Source organism: Shewanella sp. 125m-7 (assembly GCF_052977045.1).
Genome location: NZ_JBRILQ010000005.1, coordinates 154,928 through 176,241, shown reverse-complemented (window position 1 = coordinate 176,241; position 21,314 = coordinate 154,928). Strand labels below are relative to the sequence as shown.

Sequence of the window (21,314 nt, the reverse complement as noted above, 5' to 3'; positions counted from 1 at the left end):
CTGATGAGTTTAAGCAACTACATCGTGGCCCATTGTGAGGCCGATTAAAAGTGGATGGGTCCATTCCATTATCCATGCCATATCGCCATATCGCCATAGCGTATCGCACATTGCACATTGGGGATAAACCATGGCCACACTATTTGATTTAATTGAAACTTGGCTCGAGTCCAGCCAAGATTAAGGAATATTTTATGAGTCAGCAAAATCGAGTTCTTACTGCACAAAACGGCGCACCTATTAGTGATGACCAAAACTCACTATCAGCAGGAGAGCGTGGTCCGCTGCTACTTCAAGATTGGCATCTAATTGAGAAGCTTGCACACTTCAACCGTGAGCGAATTCCAGAGCGCATCGTGCATGCAAAAGGGACTGGGGTTTATGGTACATTCACGCTGACTCGAGACATGAGTGAATTTACTCTAGCAGACCACTTCAATGGTGTGGGCAAGCAGACTGAAACCTTTGTACGTTTTTCAACGGTAGGTGGTGAGATGGGCTCTGCTGATGCAGAACGTGATCCACGCGGATTTGGTTTACGTTTCTACACCGAGCGCGGTAATCACGATATCGTGGGCAATAACACGCCAACGTTCTTCTTGCGTGATGGTATTAAGTTCCCAGATTTTATCCATACTCAAAAGCGTAATCCACAAACAAACCTTAAAGATCCCCATGCGATGTGGGACTTCTGGGCGCTAAACCCTGAAGCTATGCATCAGGTGACAATCTTAATGTCAGACCGTGGAATTCCAGCTAACTACCGTCAAATGCACGGCTATGGTTCGCATACATTCTCTTTTTGGAATGCAGCGGGTGAGCGTTTCTGGGTTAAATTCCACTTTAAGACTAAGCAGGGTATTGCTAACTTAACGGCGGAGCAGGCGGATATCCTTAAAGGTATCGACCCTGATTCATCACAGCGCGATATGCTTGCTGCAATTAATGATGGTAACTTCCCTAAGTGGGCGGTAAATGTGCAGATCATGCCAGAAGCTGAGGCGAATACTTACAAGATCAACCCGTTCGATTTGACTAAAGTATGGTCGCATACCGATTATCCACTGATTGAAATTGGTGAGCTTGAACTTAACCGTATGCCGCAAAACTACTTTGCCGAAGTTGAGCAAGTGGCGCTAGCACCAAGCAACTTAGTCCCAGGTGTGGGCGCCTCTCCAGATAAGATGCTACAAGCCCGCTTGTTTGCGTATGCAGATGCTCAGCGTTACCGCATAGGCGCTAACTATAATCAGCTACCAGTTAACTGCCCACATGCAACGACGGCAAATCATCACCAACGCGCTGGCGCAATGGCCGGAACACAATGCCCCTTCTCTGGTAGCCAAACGGGTGGTGATGCAAGCAGCAACTATGGTCCAAATAGCAATAACGGTCTGCAAGACCAAGCACAGTTTGCCGAGCCACCACTGCGTTTAGACGGCGAAGCAGACCGCTACAGCCGCTATGATCAAGATGATTTTAGCCAAGCCGGTGATTTGTACCGCATACTGGCTGAAGATGAGAAAGCACGATTGATTGCTAATATTGTCGGCAGCTTGAGTGTAGTGAATGAAGCAACGCAAGCTAAGATGGTCGAGCACTTTAGCGCTGCCGATAGCGATTATGGTCAGCGAGTCAAAGCGGCGTTGAAAGTAGGGTAAAGTTGAAAAGGTTCTAGGAAAAAGCAGGCCCTAGGTTCTAGGAAAAGCTAAGAAAGATCCTAAGGACTGAACAAGCATAAAGTTAAAGGCAAGACAGCAGATACTGTTTTGCCTTTTTTGTTTTGATAGAAGCTAAAAAGCCTAGAGCACTCGCAAGCTCGTTGCTAGGTCGCTTTGCGGCGAGAGCGGACTTCGCCCTGCTATACCATCAAAAGATGGCATAGCGTTTCTCAACGTAGGTTGGGCTTTAGCCCATCAGTTTATATAGCCTTAATCATGCCAATAAATTTGACGGCATAAATGCCGACCTACAATTGGTTTTTCCTCAGTCAGCTCTGTTTTGCTAACATCAAACATCAAACATCTTTGATGTAGGTTGGGCTTTAGCCCATCAGTTTATAGCCTTAATCATGCCAATAAATTTGACGGCATAAATGCCGACCTACAATTGGTTATTCCTCAGTCAGCTCTGTTTTGCTAACATCAAACATCAAACATCAAATATCTTTGATGTAGGTTGGGCTTTAGCCCATCAGTATATAGCCTTAATCAAGCCAATAAATTTGACGGCATAAATGCCGACCTAAAATGATGATTTGCTATAGCTTTTCCTTGAGCCTTGAACCTAGAGCCTAGAGCCTAGAACCTAGAACCGTCTTATCTTTAACTTCCTAAAATACTAAGGTCACGACACCAAGTAACGCAAACAAGACGGCGCAGCCGCGGTGGATCCAGCTCATCGGTAATTTCTCGGCGCTGAAGTGCCCAGCGATGACAACCGGCACATTGGCGATTAGCATGCCCAAAGTAGTGCCCATGACAACCATGGCCAAGGCATCATATTTAGCTGCCAGCACAACCGTCGCTATTTGCGTCTTGTCGCCCATCTCGGCAATAAAAAACAGCACAAAGGTGGCGAGGAAAGGCCCCATAGAATAAAAACGGCTCTCTTCAGCATCCACTTTATCAGGAATGAGCACCCAAAGAGCGATAGCAAAAAAGGATGCGGCAACAAGATAGCGCCCCACTTCAGGGCTTATCCAGGATATGGCCCATTGACCAAGCCACGCCGCAGCAAAATGATTGACCAACGTCGATAGAAAAATACCCAAGATAATGGCGGTTTTGTTTTTAAAGCGTGCGGCTAAAATTAGCGCGAGCAGTTGCGTCTTATCGCCGATTTCAGCAATAGCAACAGTGAATGTTGATGCGAGCAGTGCTTCCAAGAGGTATTCCTATATGGGGATAGCAATTCTAAGCACAGCAACTCTTCCCCAAATTAAGAGGTGCGGTGCTCAGGTCTTGCTGGGCAAACTCAACGGCTAGTGCACATTGAGCTGCTGTATGTACCATGGCATCTGGCCAATTATGTTGATACATACTCAGTAGAAGACTTAAATCATTGTGAGTCATTCTGCTGATAGCTACTCCCCTGAAGCGGAGGCGGCATTATAGCGATTGCGTTGTATTTTTCAACGCCGTTGGTGTGGAAATAGCCTATATTTCTGTGAAAATTAGCAGCGGGTCAGCCTAGTGTTGCTTAAGTTTTGTGTGCAAGTTAATAACTCGTGCCAAGTTGGTTTTTAGTGGCTTAGATGGCTTGCTAGCAAGGGACGCAGCTGGTAATGTCAACTCAGTCAATTTTAGAGTAGAGCCGTAATGAAGCAATTCACACTGTATTTTCCACGATTTATCCAGCCTCAGTGGCTATGTTGATAAGGTGAATACACGTATTATTTAACTAGCCGTTGGGGCCAATTGGAATCGCAAGGTCGATGATGACCAGATTCGATTGGGGGCTGTTAATGTTATTGTTAACTTGCAAAATCCTCTCCCTCAAAGTCGTTCTAAATCTGACCTACCAAAATAAATTATAAAATTTAACAGGACAATTTTGTGAACTCAAAAATACTTGGCTCAGTTGCCATTGTCGCAGGAACGGCAATTGGCGGCGGTATGTTAGCCTTGCCATTGGCAACCGCTTCATTAGGTACCATTCCCGCACTGCTTTTACTCATCGCCATCTGGGGCGTATCAATCTATACCTCTCTATTGATGCTTGAAATTAACCTGCGCACGGGTGTGGGTCTTAATATGCACTCTATTACCGGCAAAACATTAGGTCGAGTGGGGCAGATTTTTCAGGGGGCGTCATTCTTAAGTTTATTATTCGCCTTAACCATGGTGTATCTGATGGGCGGCTCATCGCTGCTTGAGTCTAAGATGGACTTGGTTGGTATGAAGATGGACAACCAGCTTGCTGTATTGATTTTTACCGCTATTTTCGGTGGTTTGATTGCGGTTGGTGTGCGCTGGATTGATAAAGTTTCACGGGTGCTGTTTACCTCCATGATCGCATTACTTGTGATTGTGGTCGCTTACTTGCTACCTGAAGTCGATATGAGCCTACTGATGCGCAACTCGACTGAAGGTATGGTCAGTAGTGGCGACTTAACCAACCTGTGGCTAGCGGCTATTCCAATTGTATTCACCTCATTTGGTTTCCATGTGTGTATTGCCACGATTGTGCGCTACTTAGATGGTGACGCGATGTCATTGCGTAAGGTATTGATTATCGGCTCAACCATTCCATTGGTGTGTTATATCCTGTGGTTGCTAGTGACGCTTGGCACCTTAGGTGGCAAAACCGTGTATGAATTTAGCGGCTCACTACCTATGTTGGTTAGCGCACTGCAAGGTGTGGCGGAATCATCAATTTTGCAGCAGTTCATCGACCTATTCGCTAACCTCGCATTGGTGACCTCATTCCTTGGCGTAACCATGAGTTTGTTTGACTATATTGCCGAGCTGACCCGTGCCAAAGAGAACTTAGCTGGCCGTGCACAAACCTGGTTATTGACCTTTGTGCCACCGCTCTTGTGTGCACTTTATTATCCAGATGGTTTCTACAAGGTGCTTGGTTACGCAGCGATTCCGTTAGTGGTGATGATTATCTTCCTACCGATTGCGATGGCACTGCGTCAGCGTAAGCAGAACCTAGGCGGTTATCAGGTGTGTGGCGGTAACACGGCACTTGCTTTAGCTGGGGTTGCAGGTGCAACCATTATTCTAGCCCAGCTATGGGTGGCGCTATAATTTGCCAAGATAAATCTACTTATAGACAGATAAGTATATCAATTAGATTAGGTAACAGCTTTGTAAGAGATTAATTCTGAATCTGTTATCAACATAGCATCTTATGATAAAGTCGAGCTCGATTATGAAAATAATGGCTCGGCTTTTTTGTTTTTCGGGCCCAACAAAATTGACTATCGAAGCACAAGCAATCAACAAAAAATCTTAAAAATACTCATAATAAATGCTTTTAAAAATAATATAAAAATGGACTTATAAAATGAAAAAATGGCTTTTGACAGTAGCTATCGCCACCTCTTTTGGTGCCGTAGCTGACGAAGGTATGTGGCAGCCTCATCAACTTCCCGCCATGGCAGATGAATTGAAAGCGAAGGGATTAGAAATCGACGTTAACTCGATTTCAAAATTGACCGAATTTCCTATGAATGCCGTGATCAGCCTAGGTGGCTGTACGGCATCATTTGTATCACCAAAAGGCCTAGTGGTGACTAACCACCACTGTGCTTACGGCTCAATCCAGTACAATTCAACGCCCGAAAATAACCTGTTACGTGACGGCTTTTTAGCTAAGTCGTTTGGCGAAGAGCTAGCGGCAACACCGGGCTCACGCATTTTCGTGACCGAAAGTGTTACTAACGTGACCGACAAGGTGAAAAAAGGCCTTGAGGGCGAAACCGGTAATGCATTTTACAAAGGCATTGAGCAAAAAGAAAAAGGCTTAGTCGCCGAGTGTGAAAAAGAAGACGGCTACCGCTGTAAAGTTTATAGCTTTCACGGCGGCCTTGAGTATTACCTCGTTAAGCAGCTAGAAATTCGCGATGTGCGCTTAGTGTATAACCCGGCCGCTAGCGTTGGTAAGTACGGCGGCGACGTTGATAACTGGATGTGGCCACGTCACACCGGTGATTACTCATTCTACCGCGCGTATGTCTCTAAAGACGGCAAGCCTGCAGATTTCAGCAAAGACAACGTGCCATACGAGCCAAAGAGCTTCTTGAAAGTGTCGGCTAAAGGCGTGAGCGAAGGTGATTTTGTGATGGTCGCGGGCTACCCAGGCCGTACCAACCGTTACCGCACCGCCAACGAAGTTGAAAATCAATTTGAGTGGGCATATCCAGAAGGTAAAGTCTTACGTGAACGCTTAATTGAAATCATCAAAGAAACTGCGCCAGAAGGCAGTGATGAGCGCATTAAGTATGAAAGCTCAATTGCAGGCCTAGCAAATTATGCTAAAAACTTTACCTCGATGATCGAGTTCTACGGCAAATCGCCCATGCTTGACGACCGTAAAGGCTTAGAGCAAGAGTTAGCTAACTGGATTAAAGCGGACAAGAAGCGTGAGCAGCAATACGGCAAAGTACTGGCTGAGCTTGATAAGTTAATCGCTAAGAGCCAACAAGGCCAAGAACGTGATTTACTGCTGAGCTACATGGGTTACAGCACCATGCTGAGTACAGCTAACCGTTTGTATCGTCTAGCGAACGAAAAAGCATTGCCAGATATGCAACGTGAGCCAGGTTTCCAAGACCGCGATATGACCCGTTTTACCTCTGGCATGGAGCGCATTGAGCGCCGCTATGCAGCCAGTGTTGATAAAGCCATGCTAGCGGATCTCATAACCCGTTACGCAGCGCTGCCACAAGATCAGCGCCTACCAGCATTTGATAAAGCGTTTGGTATTACTAACAACTTTAACGCGGCCGAGCTAAATAAAACGCTGGATAAGATGTACGCTGATACCCAGCTTTCAGACAAAGCAACGCGCCTTGCTTGGATGGAGAAATCAGTTGCTGATTTCAAGCAATCAAATGACCCGTTTATTCAGTACGCGGTAGCGACTTTCGATGAGCGCATGCAGCGTGAAAATGACAAGAAGCAGTTAGCAGGTGAGCTAATGAAGGTGCGCCCTATGTATATGGACGCCATCATTGCTTATAACCGCGAGCAAGGGTTGCCAGTTTACGCTGATGCCAACTCAAGCCTACGTGTTACTGTTGGTCATGTGAAAGGTTACTCACCAGAAGATGGGCTTAAAGCGGTGCCGTTTACTCGCCTTGAAGGTATCTTGGCCAAAGACACAGGTGTAGAGCCATTTAACGCACCAGCTAAGCAGCTAGAGCTTATCGCTAACAAGCAGTACGGTGATTACTACGTAAAATCACTAGACTCTGTACCAGTTAACTTCCTATCGACGCTTGATACCACAGGTGGTAACTCAGGTTCACCAACCTTAAACGGCCGTGCTGAGCTAGTGGGTCTACTGTTTGACGGTGTATACGAGAGTATTATCGGTGATTGGGGTTACGATCCACAGACTAACCGTTCTATCCAGGTGGATAGCCGTTATATGCTTTGGGTGATGAAGTATCTGGATAATGCAGATAACCTGTTAGAAGAGATGGAAATTGTTAATTAACCTTATAGACCAAGGTTAGATAGGTCTTTTGGATGCAAAAGCCGAAACATTAAGGTGTTTCGGCTTTTTTGATCTTGTGGTTTGGGTTGAGTTTCATGCTCAAACTCGTCTGAACGATACCAAGCTGTGCTTGAGCTTAAAGTTAGACTGCGTCTAACAACTAAAGTCGTGAGCTTCCAGCTCACACACGGCCAAGAGGGGATCAACAGCAATCCCCTCTTGGATCACCCCTGCCGCCCCGACGAAGTTACATGCATTAGATACGGGCCTCGTACTTATTCGAAATAGTCTAACGCTTCCGATGGGGCATCCTGCCCCGCGAAAGCTATGCCCACGTCCGTGTGGGCATTACGACTATTTCTTCAACGTACTTCGGCAACTCCGATGGGGAAGTCGGTGTTTCCTGTGAGTTTCGTAACTCATTTTTGCCCCATTTCCAGTTAGTGCTTTTACTCATTCACACCTTGTTAATGTCCGATTGCCATACTAAAAGTTATCTGAATTCAGCACATCCAGAAACTCTCTCTCACAGAGCAATCTAACTTCTCAACTCTAGTGCTAAGCTGTTGATTTAAAATTGAAGAATTAAGCGAAAGAATGCATTATAGGAAGATGAAAGCGGCTTTTAACCGTCTAATAAGCGTTTGGCTTACATCGATATAATCAAATTTTCACCAGAGGCATCAGTATGGAAGTACAGAAAAAGCTAAAGTCAGTTGATATTAAGTTACTTGATGAAATATTCGAGATGGGGGCTGGGTATGTCCTTGATTTTTCGAATCGAACATTCTCAGAATTCTTTATTGAAGAGCTAGGCATTAATATCGACAATCCTAACTATGCCGTAGATGGCGGTAGTAAAGCCAAAAGGTTACGTTGTTATCTACGTCAGGCAAATACTAATGAGGTTGTAAAAGTATTGCTCGCATTATGGGATTACCGTGAGGCTATACGTCGTCGTTCTGGTCAAGAAGAGACTATGGAGCTGGCAAAGTCTGAGTTCTACCTGCTGATTGAAAAGCTAAGTGGAAAGGCTCCTGAAAGTGTTCATCATAAAGCAACGAAAACAAGCTTTTCAAACATATCTAGTCACGTAGCAGATGAATTTTTAAACAAGCTAATTACTGTTACCAGCTTGGAGCCGCAAGCTAGAGGCTATGCATTCGAAAAATTCTTAAAGGAACTATTTGATGCTAATGGTTTGGATGGTCGATCTTCATTTCGGTTGATTGGGGAACAGATTGATGGCAGTTTTGAAATGTCAGGCGAAACCTATCTTTTAGAAGCTAAGTGGACCAGTAAACCTGTTGATGCCGCAGTTCTACGTTCCTTTAATGCAAAGGTTGAAGACAAAGCTTCATGGGCAAGGGGACTTTTCATTAGTGATTGTGGCTTCTCTGAAGAGGGGTTATTAGCTTTTGGCAAAGGGAAAAGTTTAGTTTGCATGGACGGTCTAGATCTTTGCAATATGTTGCAAGAAAGGCTTTCGTTGCAAGAAGTATTATCTAAAAAGGTACGTCGCGCAGCAGAGACTGGTAAGCCTTTTGTTCGTATTAGAGAGCTTTTTTAGCGCTGGTTGTGTAAGCCTACAAATTGCTTAAGAATAACGACTAACCTTTGGCATTTTTGGTTCGGTCAGTTTCAGTGATTACGTGGCTTTCCTTGAGTGTTATGGAAGTTATCAGCATCTTAGCAAAGCGTTAGGTCTTAGAGGTAATATGGACGCAAATTTATCATTTACGAGACTAGAATCTCAGGTTGAGCCTATTAGCAAAGATGAATATGAAACTCGCTTGAGTTCGATGATATCAAGCATCGAATCGATGCTTGATATTTCATTGGTTAAAGATGGGAAAGCAAATAAAAAGCACCCACTAGGTAAGGTTATTGTAGAAATTATAAACCTACATATTCAAGGTAATTACTATAACCGTGATATTGAGTTAAAGCGTCTGTTTGGCTTTGTTAATGACCTTAGAAAGATCAAGGAAAAATCCGAATCACACTTTATGCAGCACAGAAAGCTCTTGAGAAAGTGTACAAGGCTAAGTCAGTTTGTTGGTTTACGCTTTGAAGTTAGCCTTTCAGCGACCTTTGTGAAAAAGAGATTAACGTACAAAAACACAGAGAGTCCTGACTTTGAATTCAGCATGAAAACTAGTGGTGAAACAGCTTTCATTGAGAGCACTAGTTGTCATTTTACCCAACTTCGTGACGGTGATATGTATAACAAGGTCGCCAATGCAATACGAACTAAATCTAAGAAAAAATACGCAAACAGCAAAACAATATTGGTTGTAGATTTTACTAACGTCATGCACTCAGCTGCAATATCAGGATCTGAATTTAAAGTTGAAAAATTAGTGGAGCGACTAAGTGATGTAATCAAAGTGTCAGATTATGGTGCATTTGTTTTTACAGGGGTACATACGAATCCTGATGATGGTTGGTTATATAGTGGTGGTGATTCCTATATTAAAGCTACAGCCTCAAAAGGTGTAATCGAATTGTATTCAGCATTAGGGTGGGCTGACAGGCAACCTAGTTTCGTTGAACATGGAACAGTATTTAGCTACTGAGCACATAAACCATACAAGTCGTTTATTATCCGCACCATCAATATTGGACATGCCGTTAAGCCACTTTTCCATACCTGAAATAATTCATCGAATGCTAATTTAGATATGTGGGGTCAGTGTAAACTTTATTTGATTGCCATATATTTCCTAATTCTACGACCTAGCTTTAGACCCTTTGCACTAAATGATTTCTGTCCAAAAGTGCGTTAGAAATGTTTTAGTCTCAGCCATTATCCAAGCTTCCAGTCCATTATTAACTTACAGAAAACACCTATTCCCCATCGGAGTTGCCGAAGGTATTGAAGAACAATCGCGTGAGCGAGTCATGGATGACGAGGTAGCCTTAGGTGAGCCATGGACGGCGAATATGAGGCGATAGCGATTTTCGAAAATAACTGAGGATCAACAACTTCGTCGGGGCGGCTCGGGTGATGCAAGAGGGGGAAGCTGTTGTCCCCCTTTTGGCCGTGTGTGAGCTGGAAGCTCACGACTTTAGTTGTTAGACGCAGTCTAACTTAATCCCCTAGCCGGTAAGGCTAAATCAAACGCTGCTTTCTGGGTAAGCAACAGAAGCTAACAATTCCGTTAGCTCAACGGAACTCAAAGGTCGCATAGAGCCCTCTGGCAAATCCCCAAGCTGCAAACTCTGAATCGATACCCGTTTAAGGTCGATAACCTTAAACCCCAACGCCTGAGACATACGCCGTATCTGGCGATTGAGCCCCTGAGTCAAGGTAATCTCATACTTATCAGTAGCTAAACGCTGCATGATACACGGCAAAGTGGTGACATCTTTATAACTCACTCCAGCAGCCATACTGGTAAGAAAACTATCATCAAAAGCACGGTCAACTTGCACATGGTAAGTCTTAGCATGACCAAAGTCTGGGTGCATCAGTTGATGGGTTAGCTCGCCATCGTTGGTTAAAATCAGTAAACCGCGGCTGTCTTTATCGAGGCGGCCGATAGGGTAAAGCCTTGGCGACTCAGGCAGTAGATGTAATAAACTGTTTGGCAGATGCGACAACAGCCGACTGTCAGTACCGACCGCTTTATTAAATAGCCAATAAGCTTTAGCTTCAACGGCGCGAACAAGCTCCCCGTTAACATAAATCCGCTCTACACATTGCTGGCCATCTGCCGTTTCAATAATAGTGACACTATCAATATGGTTAGCGAGGCGGTCGTTAATGCGTACTAAACCATCACGGATTAAACGGGTGGCGGCGCGGCGTGAACAGCTGCCTGTTAAGGCAAGATATTTTGCGAGTCTCATGGAAAGCCTAGTGGTCTCCAGCGAGGTAGCGCTGTGACAGTTCTCGGTAATTATTAATCGCAATTTTACGTATGCTCCAAGCCAATGCAAGGCACCAAAGCATGACGATATTGGTTAAGACCCACATGCTGATAGGCACCCAGCAGTAATGTTGTTTGATATTGTGATTGATGCAAGGAGCGAAGTCTAAGGTATGCCAGTCTAACTGAAATACTAGCCCTGAGGCGGTAATAAACCCCAGTACGCTGCAAAAGAACACGGGCCAGCTACAAACAGATTGACGACTAAATTTATCGCTAATGCAGATAAAAAACATCATCACAGTGCTAATCAGATAACAGGTCGATACGAGTCGGTGAAGCTCAAGGTAATTGATGGGGAACACGCCCATTAAGATAATGCAAAAGCCCACACATGAGCCGATAAGCGATAAATAGTGACTAAAGTGACCAAGGCGAAGCAGGTATAAACCTAGCATCGACAGTAAAATACACAGACCCGCAATCATTAGAGAGAAATTATAGATATAGGCAAAAGGGGTTTCTGTATAGTCTCCGAGTAAATCGGCGCGGCGGTTTAATACGTCAATGCCTATGTTTTGATATTCAAACCAGACGGATAAAGATACACCCATTGCCGTAATTAATGCGCCACTAAAAATCATCAACACCACTAAGCGGTGAAGGTCATATTGCATCGATTGGTGTTGCAATTTATCGTCCATTCAAGCCTTTGTATTTGATAATGGTGTTAAGGGGGCTTATCACAACCTTCTTTATGTTTGGATAACAAAAAAGGAGTACATATTGATGTACTCCTTTTGAGTGTTAATGCGCTCGCCTTGAACACTCTATTAGCATAACTTGCCTGATTAATGGCGTTTGCGCAAGATAACAATCGCAATTGCGACCACGGCTAAGATCATGCAGTACCAAGCGTGGGTGACAACATCAAGTGGTGAAAGACTAAAGGTTGAGGCCACTAATAGCGCCTGTGCGCCGTATGGAATTAGACCTTGAATGATACAAGAGAAGATGTCCAAAATGCTGGCGGCACGCTTTGGGGTTACGCCGTGCTTCTGTGCGAGGTCTTTAGCAATATCGCCTGTAACCACAATTGATACAGTGTTGTTGGCCACACAAGTGTTAGTGGCTGCCACAATCGCTGCCATACCAAGCTCTGATGCGCGGCATGATGCTTCGCCTTTAGCTTTAGAGAAGCGACCGATCAGCTTTTCAATTTGTTGACTAACAAAAGCAAGGCCACCTTGTTGCTGCATTAGCGCGGCTAAACCACCGACTAACATAGACAAGATGAAGATCTCTTGCATGCTACCGAAGCCTGCATAGATATCTTTACCAAACTGGATCACGCCGTAATCCATAGTGGTTATCCCCGTAACGCCTGCGAGTAAAATACCGATAGTCAGTACAACAAATACGTTAACACCCGCCACCGCTAAGAATAGAATGGTTAGGTAGGGGATGACTTTGATGAAATCGATATCTTGTGGCGCCACCTCAGCTTGGCCTTGACCCACTAGGGTGAACAGTACCAAAGTGATGATAGATGCAGGGATTGCAAAGATTAGGTTTTCTTTAAACTTGTCTTTCATATGGCAGCCCTGAGTACGAGTGGCTGCAATCGTAGTATCAGAGATGATAGATAAGTTATCACCAAATAGCGCACCTGAGATCACCGCGCCCGCCATAATGGCTAAGTCGATTTGTGCTTCGTTAGCGACGCCAAGTGCAATCGGGGCTACTGCCGCGATGGTGCCCATAGAAGTACCCATGGCCGTTGCTATAAATGCAGCAATGACGAAGAAACCAGGTAGTAATAGGTTCGATGGCACAAGAGACAGGCCAAGGGCGACCGTTGCATCAACACCGCCAGTGGCTTTAGCTACAGCGGCAAAAGCACCCGCTAACAAATAAATCATACACATTGCGATGATATTTGAGTGGCCAATGCCTGCGATAAACGTTTCAATCGTTTGGTTAAGCTTCTGCTTTGAAATCAAAATAGCAAAAATAATGGCGGGTAGAATCGCCACTACGCTAGGTAGTTGATAGAAAGCAAAGTCTACGCCTTGGCTTTGAAAATAAACGCCTGCACCAATAAATAGGGCTAAAAACAAAAATAGCGGTGTAAGGGCTAAAAATGATGGCGCAGTGGTCGCTGCAGTATTTTGGGCTTGTGGAGCATTACTGGAAGTCGTCAATGTTATCTCTCTTATCTTCAATCTGTCTTTGAACCATTGTTCCTATTGCCCTCCTAGCTGGAACAAACTAATCATTAGGTTTAACTAAATCATAGAATGGTACATCTCAATAGTTCAGAGGATATGAGATCGTAACACGCCTGTCAATTTAGACGTCTAGATGTTTTTACTGCTAATCTGATATTTAATGAAACTTGTGAACTCGGTTGGCTTAGCTATTACTATTTAAGCTGAGGCTTAAGTTGTTGGGCTTAGCTTAAAATAACGGCTTAAAGTATTAGCGCAAAGAATACGAACTGTTTATCTGAACGCCAATGAATTTGTGAGCGATATTTTATCTAGAGCTTATGCTTAAGTGGTAAGCTTTAGTGCTGATTTATCTGTTTGCTATTTTAAGGCTGATAAAGCGTAAAAAGAATACCGCGTTACATTCACTCTCCACGATAAATAATAAATGAGACCCGAGATGCAACTGATTGAAATTGATAAGCAAGCCTACCGTAAACATACCAATCTAGTCATTATGAGCTTTGTGGCAGCTCTGGCGATCTTATCGCTGGTATTCGGCGCACTGTTAATTCACTTCTTTGGTTCGCAAGCGACTGTCAGTGGTGAGTCGACAGGTAATTTTCATTTGAACTTTATTGGGGTGCTTTTAGCCTTGGGTACCTGTAGCGCTGTGCTGAATAGTCAAAAACAAAAACCTTTTTTCAAAGAGGTGTATTACGTCTGGCGCTTGAAGCAGTTACATAATCAAATCTACCGTAAGCTCGCTAAGATAAAGCAAGCCGCTGACAAGAACGATACCAATGCGTTTATTATCTTGAGCTTCTACTTTGTTAGCTTAAAGCAGGTGTACACACTTGATAACAACACTCTGACGATATCTACGGTAGACAAAGATCTCAGTCAGCTAAACGATAAGATTGCATCGCTGGGGTTAAGCATCACACCTGAACAGTTTGAGCCGCAAATGCTAGCACAGATCTAACACTGCCATTTGCCATCTAGCGAGTCATACAAAATCTTTAGTCTTCTAGATGGCTAGCTGTTATGTTCGTATTTCAATCAAATGGAATAGGATATGACGCGATGAAACTCGAATCTTTAGCTCTGCACCACGGATATAAATCGGAAGCCACCACCAAGGCGGCAGCGGTTCCAATTTATCAAACCACCTCTTATACCTTTGATGACACCCAGCACGGTGCCGATCTGTTTGACTTGAAAGTGCCTGGCAACATTTATACACGCATCATGAACCCTACTACTGATGTGCTAGAGCAGCGACTTGCGGCGATAGAAGGCGGCATCGGTGCCCTCGCACTGGCATCGGGAATGGCGGCCATTACCTATGCGATTCAAGCGCTCACCGAAGTGGGCGACAACATCGTTAGCACCAGCCAGCTCTATGGCGGCACCTACAACTTGTTTGCTCATACTTTACCGCGTCAAGGTGTTGAAGTGCGTATGGCGGGCTTTGATGATTTCGAACAGCTTGATGCATTGATTGATGATAAAACCAAGGCATTATTTTGTGAGTCTATCGGCAATCCGGCGGGCAATATTGTCGATCTGCAGCGCCTTGCTGAGGTAGCCCACAAACACGGCGTTCCCTTGATTGTTGATAATACCGTTGCCACGCCCGTGCTGTGTAAGCCGTTTGAGCATGGCGCCGATATCGTAATCCATTCACTCACTAAATATATTGGCGGCCATGGCACCACCATTGGCGGCGCAATTATCGATAGCGGTAAGTTTGACTGGGCGGCGCAGCCTAAGCGTTTTGCGCTACTTAATGAGCCAGATCCCTCTTATCATGGTGTGGTTTATACTCAGGCCTTTGGTCCAGCAGCTTTTATTGGTCGTTGCCGCGTTGTTCCGCTACGTAATACTGGCGCGGCGTTAGCGCCTCAGAGTGCTTTCTTGCTGTTACAAGGGCTAGAAACCTTAGCGTTAAGAATGGAGCGTCATTGTGATAACGCCTTGGCTTTAGCCCAGTATTTAGCATCGCACCCCAAGGTTAGCTGGGTTAATTACGCAGCGCTTGAAAATAGCCCCTTCCAGGATAACTGCCATAAAATTACCGGTGGTAAGGCATCTGGGATCATCAGTTTTGGTATAAAAGCTGACGACGGCAAGGCCGCGGGGGGACGCTTTATTGATGCACTGCAGATGATTTTGCGATTGGTTAATATTGGCGATGCCAAGTCTTTAGCCTGTCACCCAGCTTCAACCACTCATAGGCAATTGGATGCAACAGAATTAGCCAAAGCCGGGGTATCAGAGGATTTAGTGCGTATTTCTGTGGGTATCGAACATATTGATGACATTATCGCTGACGTGGCGCAAGCATTAGATAAAGCGAGTTAATCTACAGAACAAGCTGTAGTGAAGCGTTAATCTATTCTAATGATGCTCTACTTAACTAAGCGGGTTTAACATTATTTAGCGTTAATCGATCATATTATTACTGGTGTCGATTCTGTACAAAAGGCTAGCGAAGCTCGCTAGCCTTTTGTGTGTTTAATATCGATATTTACCGTTATCTTCACTACTTATTGATATTAATATGAAGCGATTTGCTGCTGTTTTAGCATAAAAAATCTGGAGTATGTAAAGGGGGACTTCTAATGATAAGTCCTTATTAAATCAAGCCTATATACAGGATAGGTGTTTGTGTTAAGCTGCTTGACGATTTTTGTAAAATAACCTGGATTGGCAGTGCTTGTTGCAACAAAATGGCTAAAGACAATGATACTTTTTACTGTGGCTTATTTGGCCTCTGTAGCGGGTATATGCGCGCAAGTATCACAATCATTACAATCTTTAGAGCAACAGCTTGCTGACGCTTCTACGGCCGATGGGCTGTCTCTTCTTAATCACTTCAATTTAGATCTAGCTAACGCGAGCATTCAAGAACAAGCAAAGCTGCACTTTTTATATGCTATGCAATATGAAAAAAACCGTCAGCTTGAGCAAGCGATTGGCCGTTACGATAAAGCCATCGCGCTAGTAAAGCCGCTCGGTGCATCAGCGCTATTGATCGACAGTTACTTAGAACGTTCTTTTGCACTGTATTTACAAAGCAATGATCCTCAGGTTTATTGTGTTGATAGAAAAAAGGCCTTGGTATTTGCCCGACAACAAAGCGATAAAGAGCTCCTAGCCAAAACACTGACCCAAAATGCTTTTTGCTATAACAAGGTTACCAATGTTCATCAAGGCATTGCCTTACTTGATGAAGCCATGCAGCTGATTGAAACTGACGGTAATACAAATTTTAACCGTAAGGCGATGATCTATAACGCGACGGGATCGCTCTACCGTACGGTAGGTTTACATAAGCGTGGCTATAGCAACTTTGAAAAAGCCTATCAAACATGGAGTGAGATAGACGATATCCAAGATATGTTTAACATGCAGCACAATATGATTAGTGAAGCGGTTAAACTCGGCGACTGGGACAAGGCAAGACATAATATTGAGCAGCAATTTTTATTAACCGAGTCGGCACCTGAGTTTACCGACTTTGGCTTTTTTACCCAGCTTAATGCTGGTCGAGTTGCGCTGGCGACCCACCAGTATGCCAAGGCGATTGAGCATTTAGAAAAAGCAATTTCTTTGCAAGATACCACCCAAGAGCAGTATTTCGTAAGCAGTGGCTTTCTCTTTTTAGCCGAAGCTTATTTGCGCTTTGGTGATATCACAAAAGCCGCGGATATGGCGCGTATGTTTAAACAAGACAGCAGTTTTCCGAAAAATATGGCCAGCCTTACGTTAAAGGCTAATGCTATCATTGCTTTGGATGAACAGTATTATTTAACTGCGGTAAATACCTTGCTAGAAGTGATCGATCAGGAACGTGAAACCAATAAACAGGTAATTAATAATGAGGTGATTGATTTAGCCTTAAACCATAACTCGAAAGTGGCAGAATTTGAGAATCTACTATTAGCGAACAAGCTGGCGATTAATGAACTGAGTTTAGCTGCGGTGGAGGATAAAGAGCGTATCTACGACTTGAGGTTAAGCATGTTCTTCTTAGTGGGTATCGTCCTGCTGATCGCCATCTTGTTTCTGTGGCAATCACGCAAAGCTTTTAAGCATAGTGCACAAACTGACTTTTTAACGGGTATCGCTAATCGTGGCCATACCTTCAGTCAGGGGCAACGGATGATTAATAAAGCCATTAAGAAGCAGCGTGGTTTAGCTGTGATCATTTTCGATATCGACAACTTCAAATCCATTAATGATCAATTTGGCCATCATACTGGTGATCTGGCCATTCAAGCGGTGGCGAAACGTGGTGCTCGTTGGCTAAGAGAGAGAGACTTAATTGGCCGAATTGGTGGTGAAGAGTTTTTAATTGTCTTGCCAGAGACAAGTGAAAAGGAGGCTATGGTGATCTCTGAGCGTTTGCGGGAGGGGATTGCCGCTCAAGCGTATACATTTGACGATGTGACTATTGAGCTGACGGTTAGTATTGGTGTTACGGCGTTAACTGGGCAGCAAAGGTGTTTAACAGAGCTAGTTAATCAAGCGGATCAGGGGCTCTATAAGGCTAAATTTTCAGGAAAGAATACGGTGCATTTTATTCAGAGTTACGCTTAAGTTCAAACTACTATCCCTTCTTAATACTCACTTATTTACCAGATCTTATTTCATACGTTTACCATTTTCTGAACGAGTATAGGCTTGTTTCGAACTTTTAAAGTTATTAAACCTATCAAAAACTTGTATTAAGTCATTTGTTTGCTATGTTTTTTATTTAGCGAGTGCTGAAATTTGTTTGTGCAAACGCGCGAAATTATGTCAGCTAGGATGTTCGCTAAACGGATTGATAAATTGATAACCAAGGTTGGAGATCCCATGAAAAAAGCGCTAGCAATATTCCCCCTTGCCACATTGGCCCTAATGCCATCGGCTTTCGCTGTTGAAATCTATAAGGATGATAAAAACTCCATAGGAATTGGCGGCTATCTGGATGCTCGAATTATTGATACCCAAGGCCAGACTCAAGTCGTAAACGGTAGCTCTAGGGTCAATATTGGTTTTACCCGTGAGATGTCTGATGACTGGAAGGCTTATGCCAAACTCGAGTGGGGTGTAAACCCTTTTGGTGACACGAATCTGTCATATAGCAGTGAAAGTTTCTTTGAAACCACCACAGATAACTTTCTGAGCAACCGTTTAGGTTATGTGGGGGTGAGTAATGATAAGTTAGGTTCCCTTGCAATAGGTAAACAGTGGGGCGCATGGTATGACGTGGTTTACAATACTAACTATGGCTTTGTATGGGATGGTAATGCATCGGGTACCTACACTTATCAAGGAGATGGCTCCTTTAATGGTACGGGCCGTGCAGATAAAGCGCTGCAGTACCGTAACAGCTTCGGTATGTTTAGTTTTGCGTTGCAGGCGCAATTAAAAGATGATTCCTTCGATGTCATTGAGCCCGTAGACCAAGTCGCTGCCATGGTAACGACTCCTGCAACAGTCACTCATGTTGAATATAACTATACCTACGGTGCAGGCCTGACTCTTGATGCAACCGATAGGCTGACTTTCACTGCTGGTGCCAACTTTGGTGAGTTCAAAGCGAGATCGTCTAATGGTTCTCGATTAACTGAAACAGATTATATTTACGGTGGTGGCGTCACTTGGGGGGCATGGGATGAGCAGGGATTTTATGCGGCATTAAATGCCAACCAACAGCAATACCATGATACTGATAATATTGGGCGTATTATCCAGGATGCAACGGGTCTAGAGTCACTTTTCTCCTACCTATTTGAAGATGACTTTAAGGTATTTATCTCATACAACATCTTAAAGGCGGGTGACGAATATGAAGCCGCTTATAACGGTGATATTTTTGAGCGTGAATCGCTCGTTGCTGGCGGGCACTATATTTGGCAAAACAGTGTTATTTTCTATCTTGAAGGCCGTAAAGATTTGAGTAACTTTGACAGCACCAATAAAGAGCAAGAAAAGCTGATGGGTAAACCTGAAGATGATGGTGTTGCAATAGGCGTACGCTTTATTCTGTAGTATATATACCCAAGCCACCTGAAGATGGGGTCAGTGGGAATTTAATGCGCTTTAAGCAAGGCGTTGATTGCAGTTAATGGTTGTTCCCTTAGCAAGATCAATAACGCAGCAGAAAGTGCATTAAACCCCATCGAAGAAGGCTTTGCGCAAGCCCACTTCGTTGTTGCACTAGCTTAAAAGGGAGTTACCATTCCTACGCTAATACGCCTAGAATTGAACTCGCGCAAGGCCTCTGAAATGAGCATGTTCAAGTCGTTTGGGTATAGTTTTAATAACATTAAAGGCTTACCTAGTTCATTTTGAGACTGGGTAAGCCTTTTTTCTACTTTATTTAACCTAATAAGGCTATTTCAAACGATAAGTCACTTCGACTCTATCCTGTATCGTCACCTGGCCTTGTTGATAGCTAGGGCCGGCATCGAAGCTCGCTTTCTCTGAATTCATTCGTAGCATCACAGGCTGAATAGGGCGCTGCTCAAAGTAGCTTATAGCCCACACTCCATCGAGTTTCTGGCCAAAACCTTCAGCCAGCATTTTGGCTTTCTGCTGGGCATCTTTTATCGCGGCCATTCTTGCTTGTTCAACATATTGCGTTTCTTTACTCGACTTTAGCGCGATGTTATTGATGCGGTTGATCCCTTGCTCAAGGGCTGAATCAAGGATGCTATTAAGCTTGGCTAAATCCATCACAGTGACCTTGATACGGCGGCTAGCGCTATAACCGGTAAGCTGATTCGGCTTATCTTTCTCATAGGTATATTGCGGTTGTAGGTTGATATTGGCACTTTGCACTCGCTCTTTATTCACGCCAGCTTTTTCTAAGCGTTGTAAAAAGCTGACAACGGCTTTATCTGATGCAGTTTTGGCTTCTAGTGCTGTTTTAGCCTTAATGACCACTTCAACATTTATTTCAGCCATATCGGCTGGCACGGTGAGTTGGCTCGTGCCTACAGTGTTGAGGCTAGGAAAGTCTAAGTCGGCCGCATGAGCTGTACCTATCATGCTCGTTGACGCAATAAGCCCTGAGATGAGTGCTGCGATAATTGATGATTTCATAATGACTCCAAAAGTGAAAATTGATTAGGTTTAGCAAAGTTTGTTTATCTTGTTAGGTATAAACGTAGTCACTTTTGAAAAGGGTTTTATTTTTTATTCTTTTTTTATTCTTTTTTTATTCTTTTTTTATTAGTTAGCCCGAGTTCAGGCTAGTTATGTCAGTTATGTCAGTTATGTCAGTTATTGAGTTAGTTTTAGGACAGACGATTGTCGTGGTCAGGTAGAGCCAAACAACTCTCAGGTTGCTACATCAAAGCTGTCTTTAAATACCAGGTCAATTTTACTCTTTTGCTGTTCCCATCCGGCAGACTTTAGCTCGGGTTCAGCGAGAAACTCGTCAACATAACCGATACACAAATAGCCTATTAGCTCACTATCATCGGGTGCATTTAGCGCTTGCTTAACCGCATTTGGGTCAATAATGCTGACCCAGCCGACCCCAATATTGAGTGAACGAGCCATTAACCATAGGTTTTGAATCGCACACACCACACTGAACCGTCCCATGTCTGCCATGCTGGTTTGACCAAGCACGGGCGTTGATTGGCTTTGATAAAACACCGCCAGATTGACTGGCGCTTCTAATATGCCCTCAAGCTTTAGCTTACTGTACTGAGTATTTTTATTACCGTTAAATTGCGCGCGCCCTGCAGCGTTGGCTGTAACAAAGGACTGATGTACCTGCTGTTTCACTGCATCGTTGCGGATCACCACAAATTGCCAAGGTTGCGAATAACCCACTGATGGCGCATGTAATGCGGCGTCGAGCAGTTTATCAATGATGCTGTCATCGACGGGAGTCGACAAAAAATGGTTGCCACGCACATCACGTCTAAGGCGCATTATCTGGGTAAGTAACAGGCTATCGTTTGCAGAAAACTGGTGGCTCATAGGGCTCTCATCTGACATGACGGTAATAAAAAGGCGCCAATAATGGCGCCTTAAACTTAAC

Annotated in this window: 15 protein-coding genes; 9 read left to right on the top strand and 6 right to left on the bottom strand. The window is 44.1% G+C overall.

From position 1 onward, the window contains the following. The first annotated feature begins 194 nt into the window (after window positions 1-194). Window positions 195-1,661, top strand: coding sequence for a catalase KatB (katB, locus tag ACVBIL_RS04095; protein ID WP_447165713.1), 1,467 nt, complete (start codon window positions 195-197; stop codon window positions 1,659-1,661). A gap of 671 nt (window positions 1,662-2,332) precedes the next feature. Here katB and ACVBIL_RS04090 read toward each other — a convergent pair. Next, window positions 2,333-2,887: a TMEM165/GDT1 family protein gene (locus ACVBIL_RS04090; protein WP_447165712.1), complete on the bottom strand. Its 555-nt coding sequence runs from the start codon at window positions 2,885-2,887 to the stop codon at window positions 2,333-2,335. Between the two features lie 670 nt (window positions 2,888-3,557). On the opposite strand from ACVBIL_RS04090, the gene ACVBIL_RS04085 reads away from it, so the two are divergent. The 4 genes from ACVBIL_RS04085 to ACVBIL_RS04070 all read left to right on the top strand — a co-directional run bounded on the left by ACVBIL_RS04085 (window position 3,558) and on the right by ACVBIL_RS04070 (window position 9,752). Beyond that, window positions 3,558-4,757, top strand: coding sequence for an amino acid permease (locus ACVBIL_RS04085; protein ID WP_447165711.1), 1,200 nt, complete (start codon window positions 3,558-3,560; stop codon window positions 4,755-4,757). Window positions 4,758-5,016: 259 nt separating this feature from the next. Continuing rightward, a complete protein-coding gene (locus ACVBIL_RS04080) occupies window positions 5,017-7,173 on the top strand; it encodes a S46 family peptidase (RefSeq protein ID WP_447165710.1) in 2,157 nt (718 codons plus the stop codon). Window positions 7,174-7,861: 688 nt separating this feature from the next. Then, window positions 7,862-8,743 (top strand): restriction endonuclease, encoded by an 882-nt coding sequence (locus ACVBIL_RS04075; protein WP_447165709.1) that lies wholly within the window; start codon window positions 7,862-7,864, stop codon window positions 8,741-8,743. A gap of 148 nt (window positions 8,744-8,891) precedes the next feature. Next, window positions 8,892-9,752, top strand: coding sequence for a hypothetical protein (locus ACVBIL_RS04070; protein ID WP_447165708.1), 861 nt, complete (start codon window positions 8,892-8,894; stop codon window positions 9,750-9,752). A gap of 541 nt (window positions 9,753-10,293) precedes the next feature. Here the strand turns inward: ACVBIL_RS04070 and ACVBIL_RS04065 are convergent. The 3 genes from ACVBIL_RS04065 to ACVBIL_RS04055 form a co-directional block, all read right to left on the bottom strand. Continuing rightward, complete coding sequence (locus ACVBIL_RS04065; RefSeq protein ID WP_447165707.1) at window positions 10,294-11,028, bottom strand: RNA pseudouridine synthase; 735 nt, start codon at window positions 11,026-11,028, stop codon at window positions 10,294-10,296. Window positions 11,029-11,035: 7 nt separating this feature from the next. Beyond that, a complete protein-coding gene (locus tag ACVBIL_RS04060; protein ID WP_447165706.1) occupies window positions 11,036-11,752 on the bottom strand; it encodes a hypothetical protein in 717 nt (238 codons plus the stop codon). Window positions 11,753-11,899: 147 nt separating this feature from the next. Next, on the bottom strand, window positions 11,900-13,252 hold the full coding sequence (locus ACVBIL_RS04055) for a Na+/H+ antiporter NhaC family protein (protein ID WP_447165705.1): 1,353 nt from the start codon (window positions 13,250-13,252) through the stop codon (window positions 11,900-11,902). A 466-nt stretch (window positions 13,253-13,718) separates the two neighbouring features. Here ACVBIL_RS04055 and ACVBIL_RS04050 point away from each other — a divergent pair, with 466 nt between their 5' ends. The 4 genes from ACVBIL_RS04050 to ACVBIL_RS04035 all read left to right on the top strand — a co-directional run bounded on the left by ACVBIL_RS04050 (window position 13,719) and on the right by ACVBIL_RS04035 (window position 19,306). Beyond that, complete coding sequence (locus tag ACVBIL_RS04050; protein WP_447165704.1) at window positions 13,719-14,243, top strand: DUF3087 domain-containing protein; 525 nt, start codon at window positions 13,719-13,721, stop codon at window positions 14,241-14,243. Window positions 14,244-14,344: 101 nt separating this feature from the next. After that, a complete protein-coding gene (locus ACVBIL_RS04045) occupies window positions 14,345-15,625 on the top strand; it encodes an O-acetylhomoserine aminocarboxypropyltransferase/cysteine synthase family protein (RefSeq protein WP_447165703.1) in 1,281 nt (426 codons plus the stop codon). Window positions 15,626-16,006: 381 nt separating this feature from the next. Then, window positions 16,007-17,866: a diguanylate cyclase gene (locus ACVBIL_RS04040; RefSeq protein ID WP_447165702.1), complete on the top strand. Its 1,860-nt coding sequence runs from the start codon at window positions 16,007-16,009 to the stop codon at window positions 17,864-17,866. A gap of 258 nt (window positions 17,867-18,124) precedes the next feature. Further along, a complete protein-coding gene (locus ACVBIL_RS04035) occupies window positions 18,125-19,306 on the top strand; it encodes a porin (protein WP_447165701.1) in 1,182 nt (393 codons plus the stop codon). A 345-nt stretch (window positions 19,307-19,651) separates the two neighbouring features. On the opposite strand, the gene ACVBIL_RS04030 is transcribed toward ACVBIL_RS04035, so the two are convergent. Both ACVBIL_RS04030 and bluB read right to left on the bottom strand, forming a co-directional pair. Continuing rightward, the gene (locus ACVBIL_RS04030; RefSeq protein ID WP_447165700.1) at window positions 19,652-20,362 is read right to left on the bottom strand and encodes an oxidative stress defense protein; all 711 of its coding nucleotides are present in this window, start codon (window positions 20,360-20,362) and stop codon (window positions 19,652-19,654) included. Between the two features lie 237 nt (window positions 20,363-20,599). Next, a complete protein-coding gene (gene bluB, locus ACVBIL_RS04025) occupies window positions 20,600-21,253 on the bottom strand; it encodes a 5,6-dimethylbenzimidazole synthase (protein ID WP_447165699.1) in 654 nt (217 codons plus the stop codon). Window positions 21,254-21,314 lie beyond the last annotated feature (61 nt).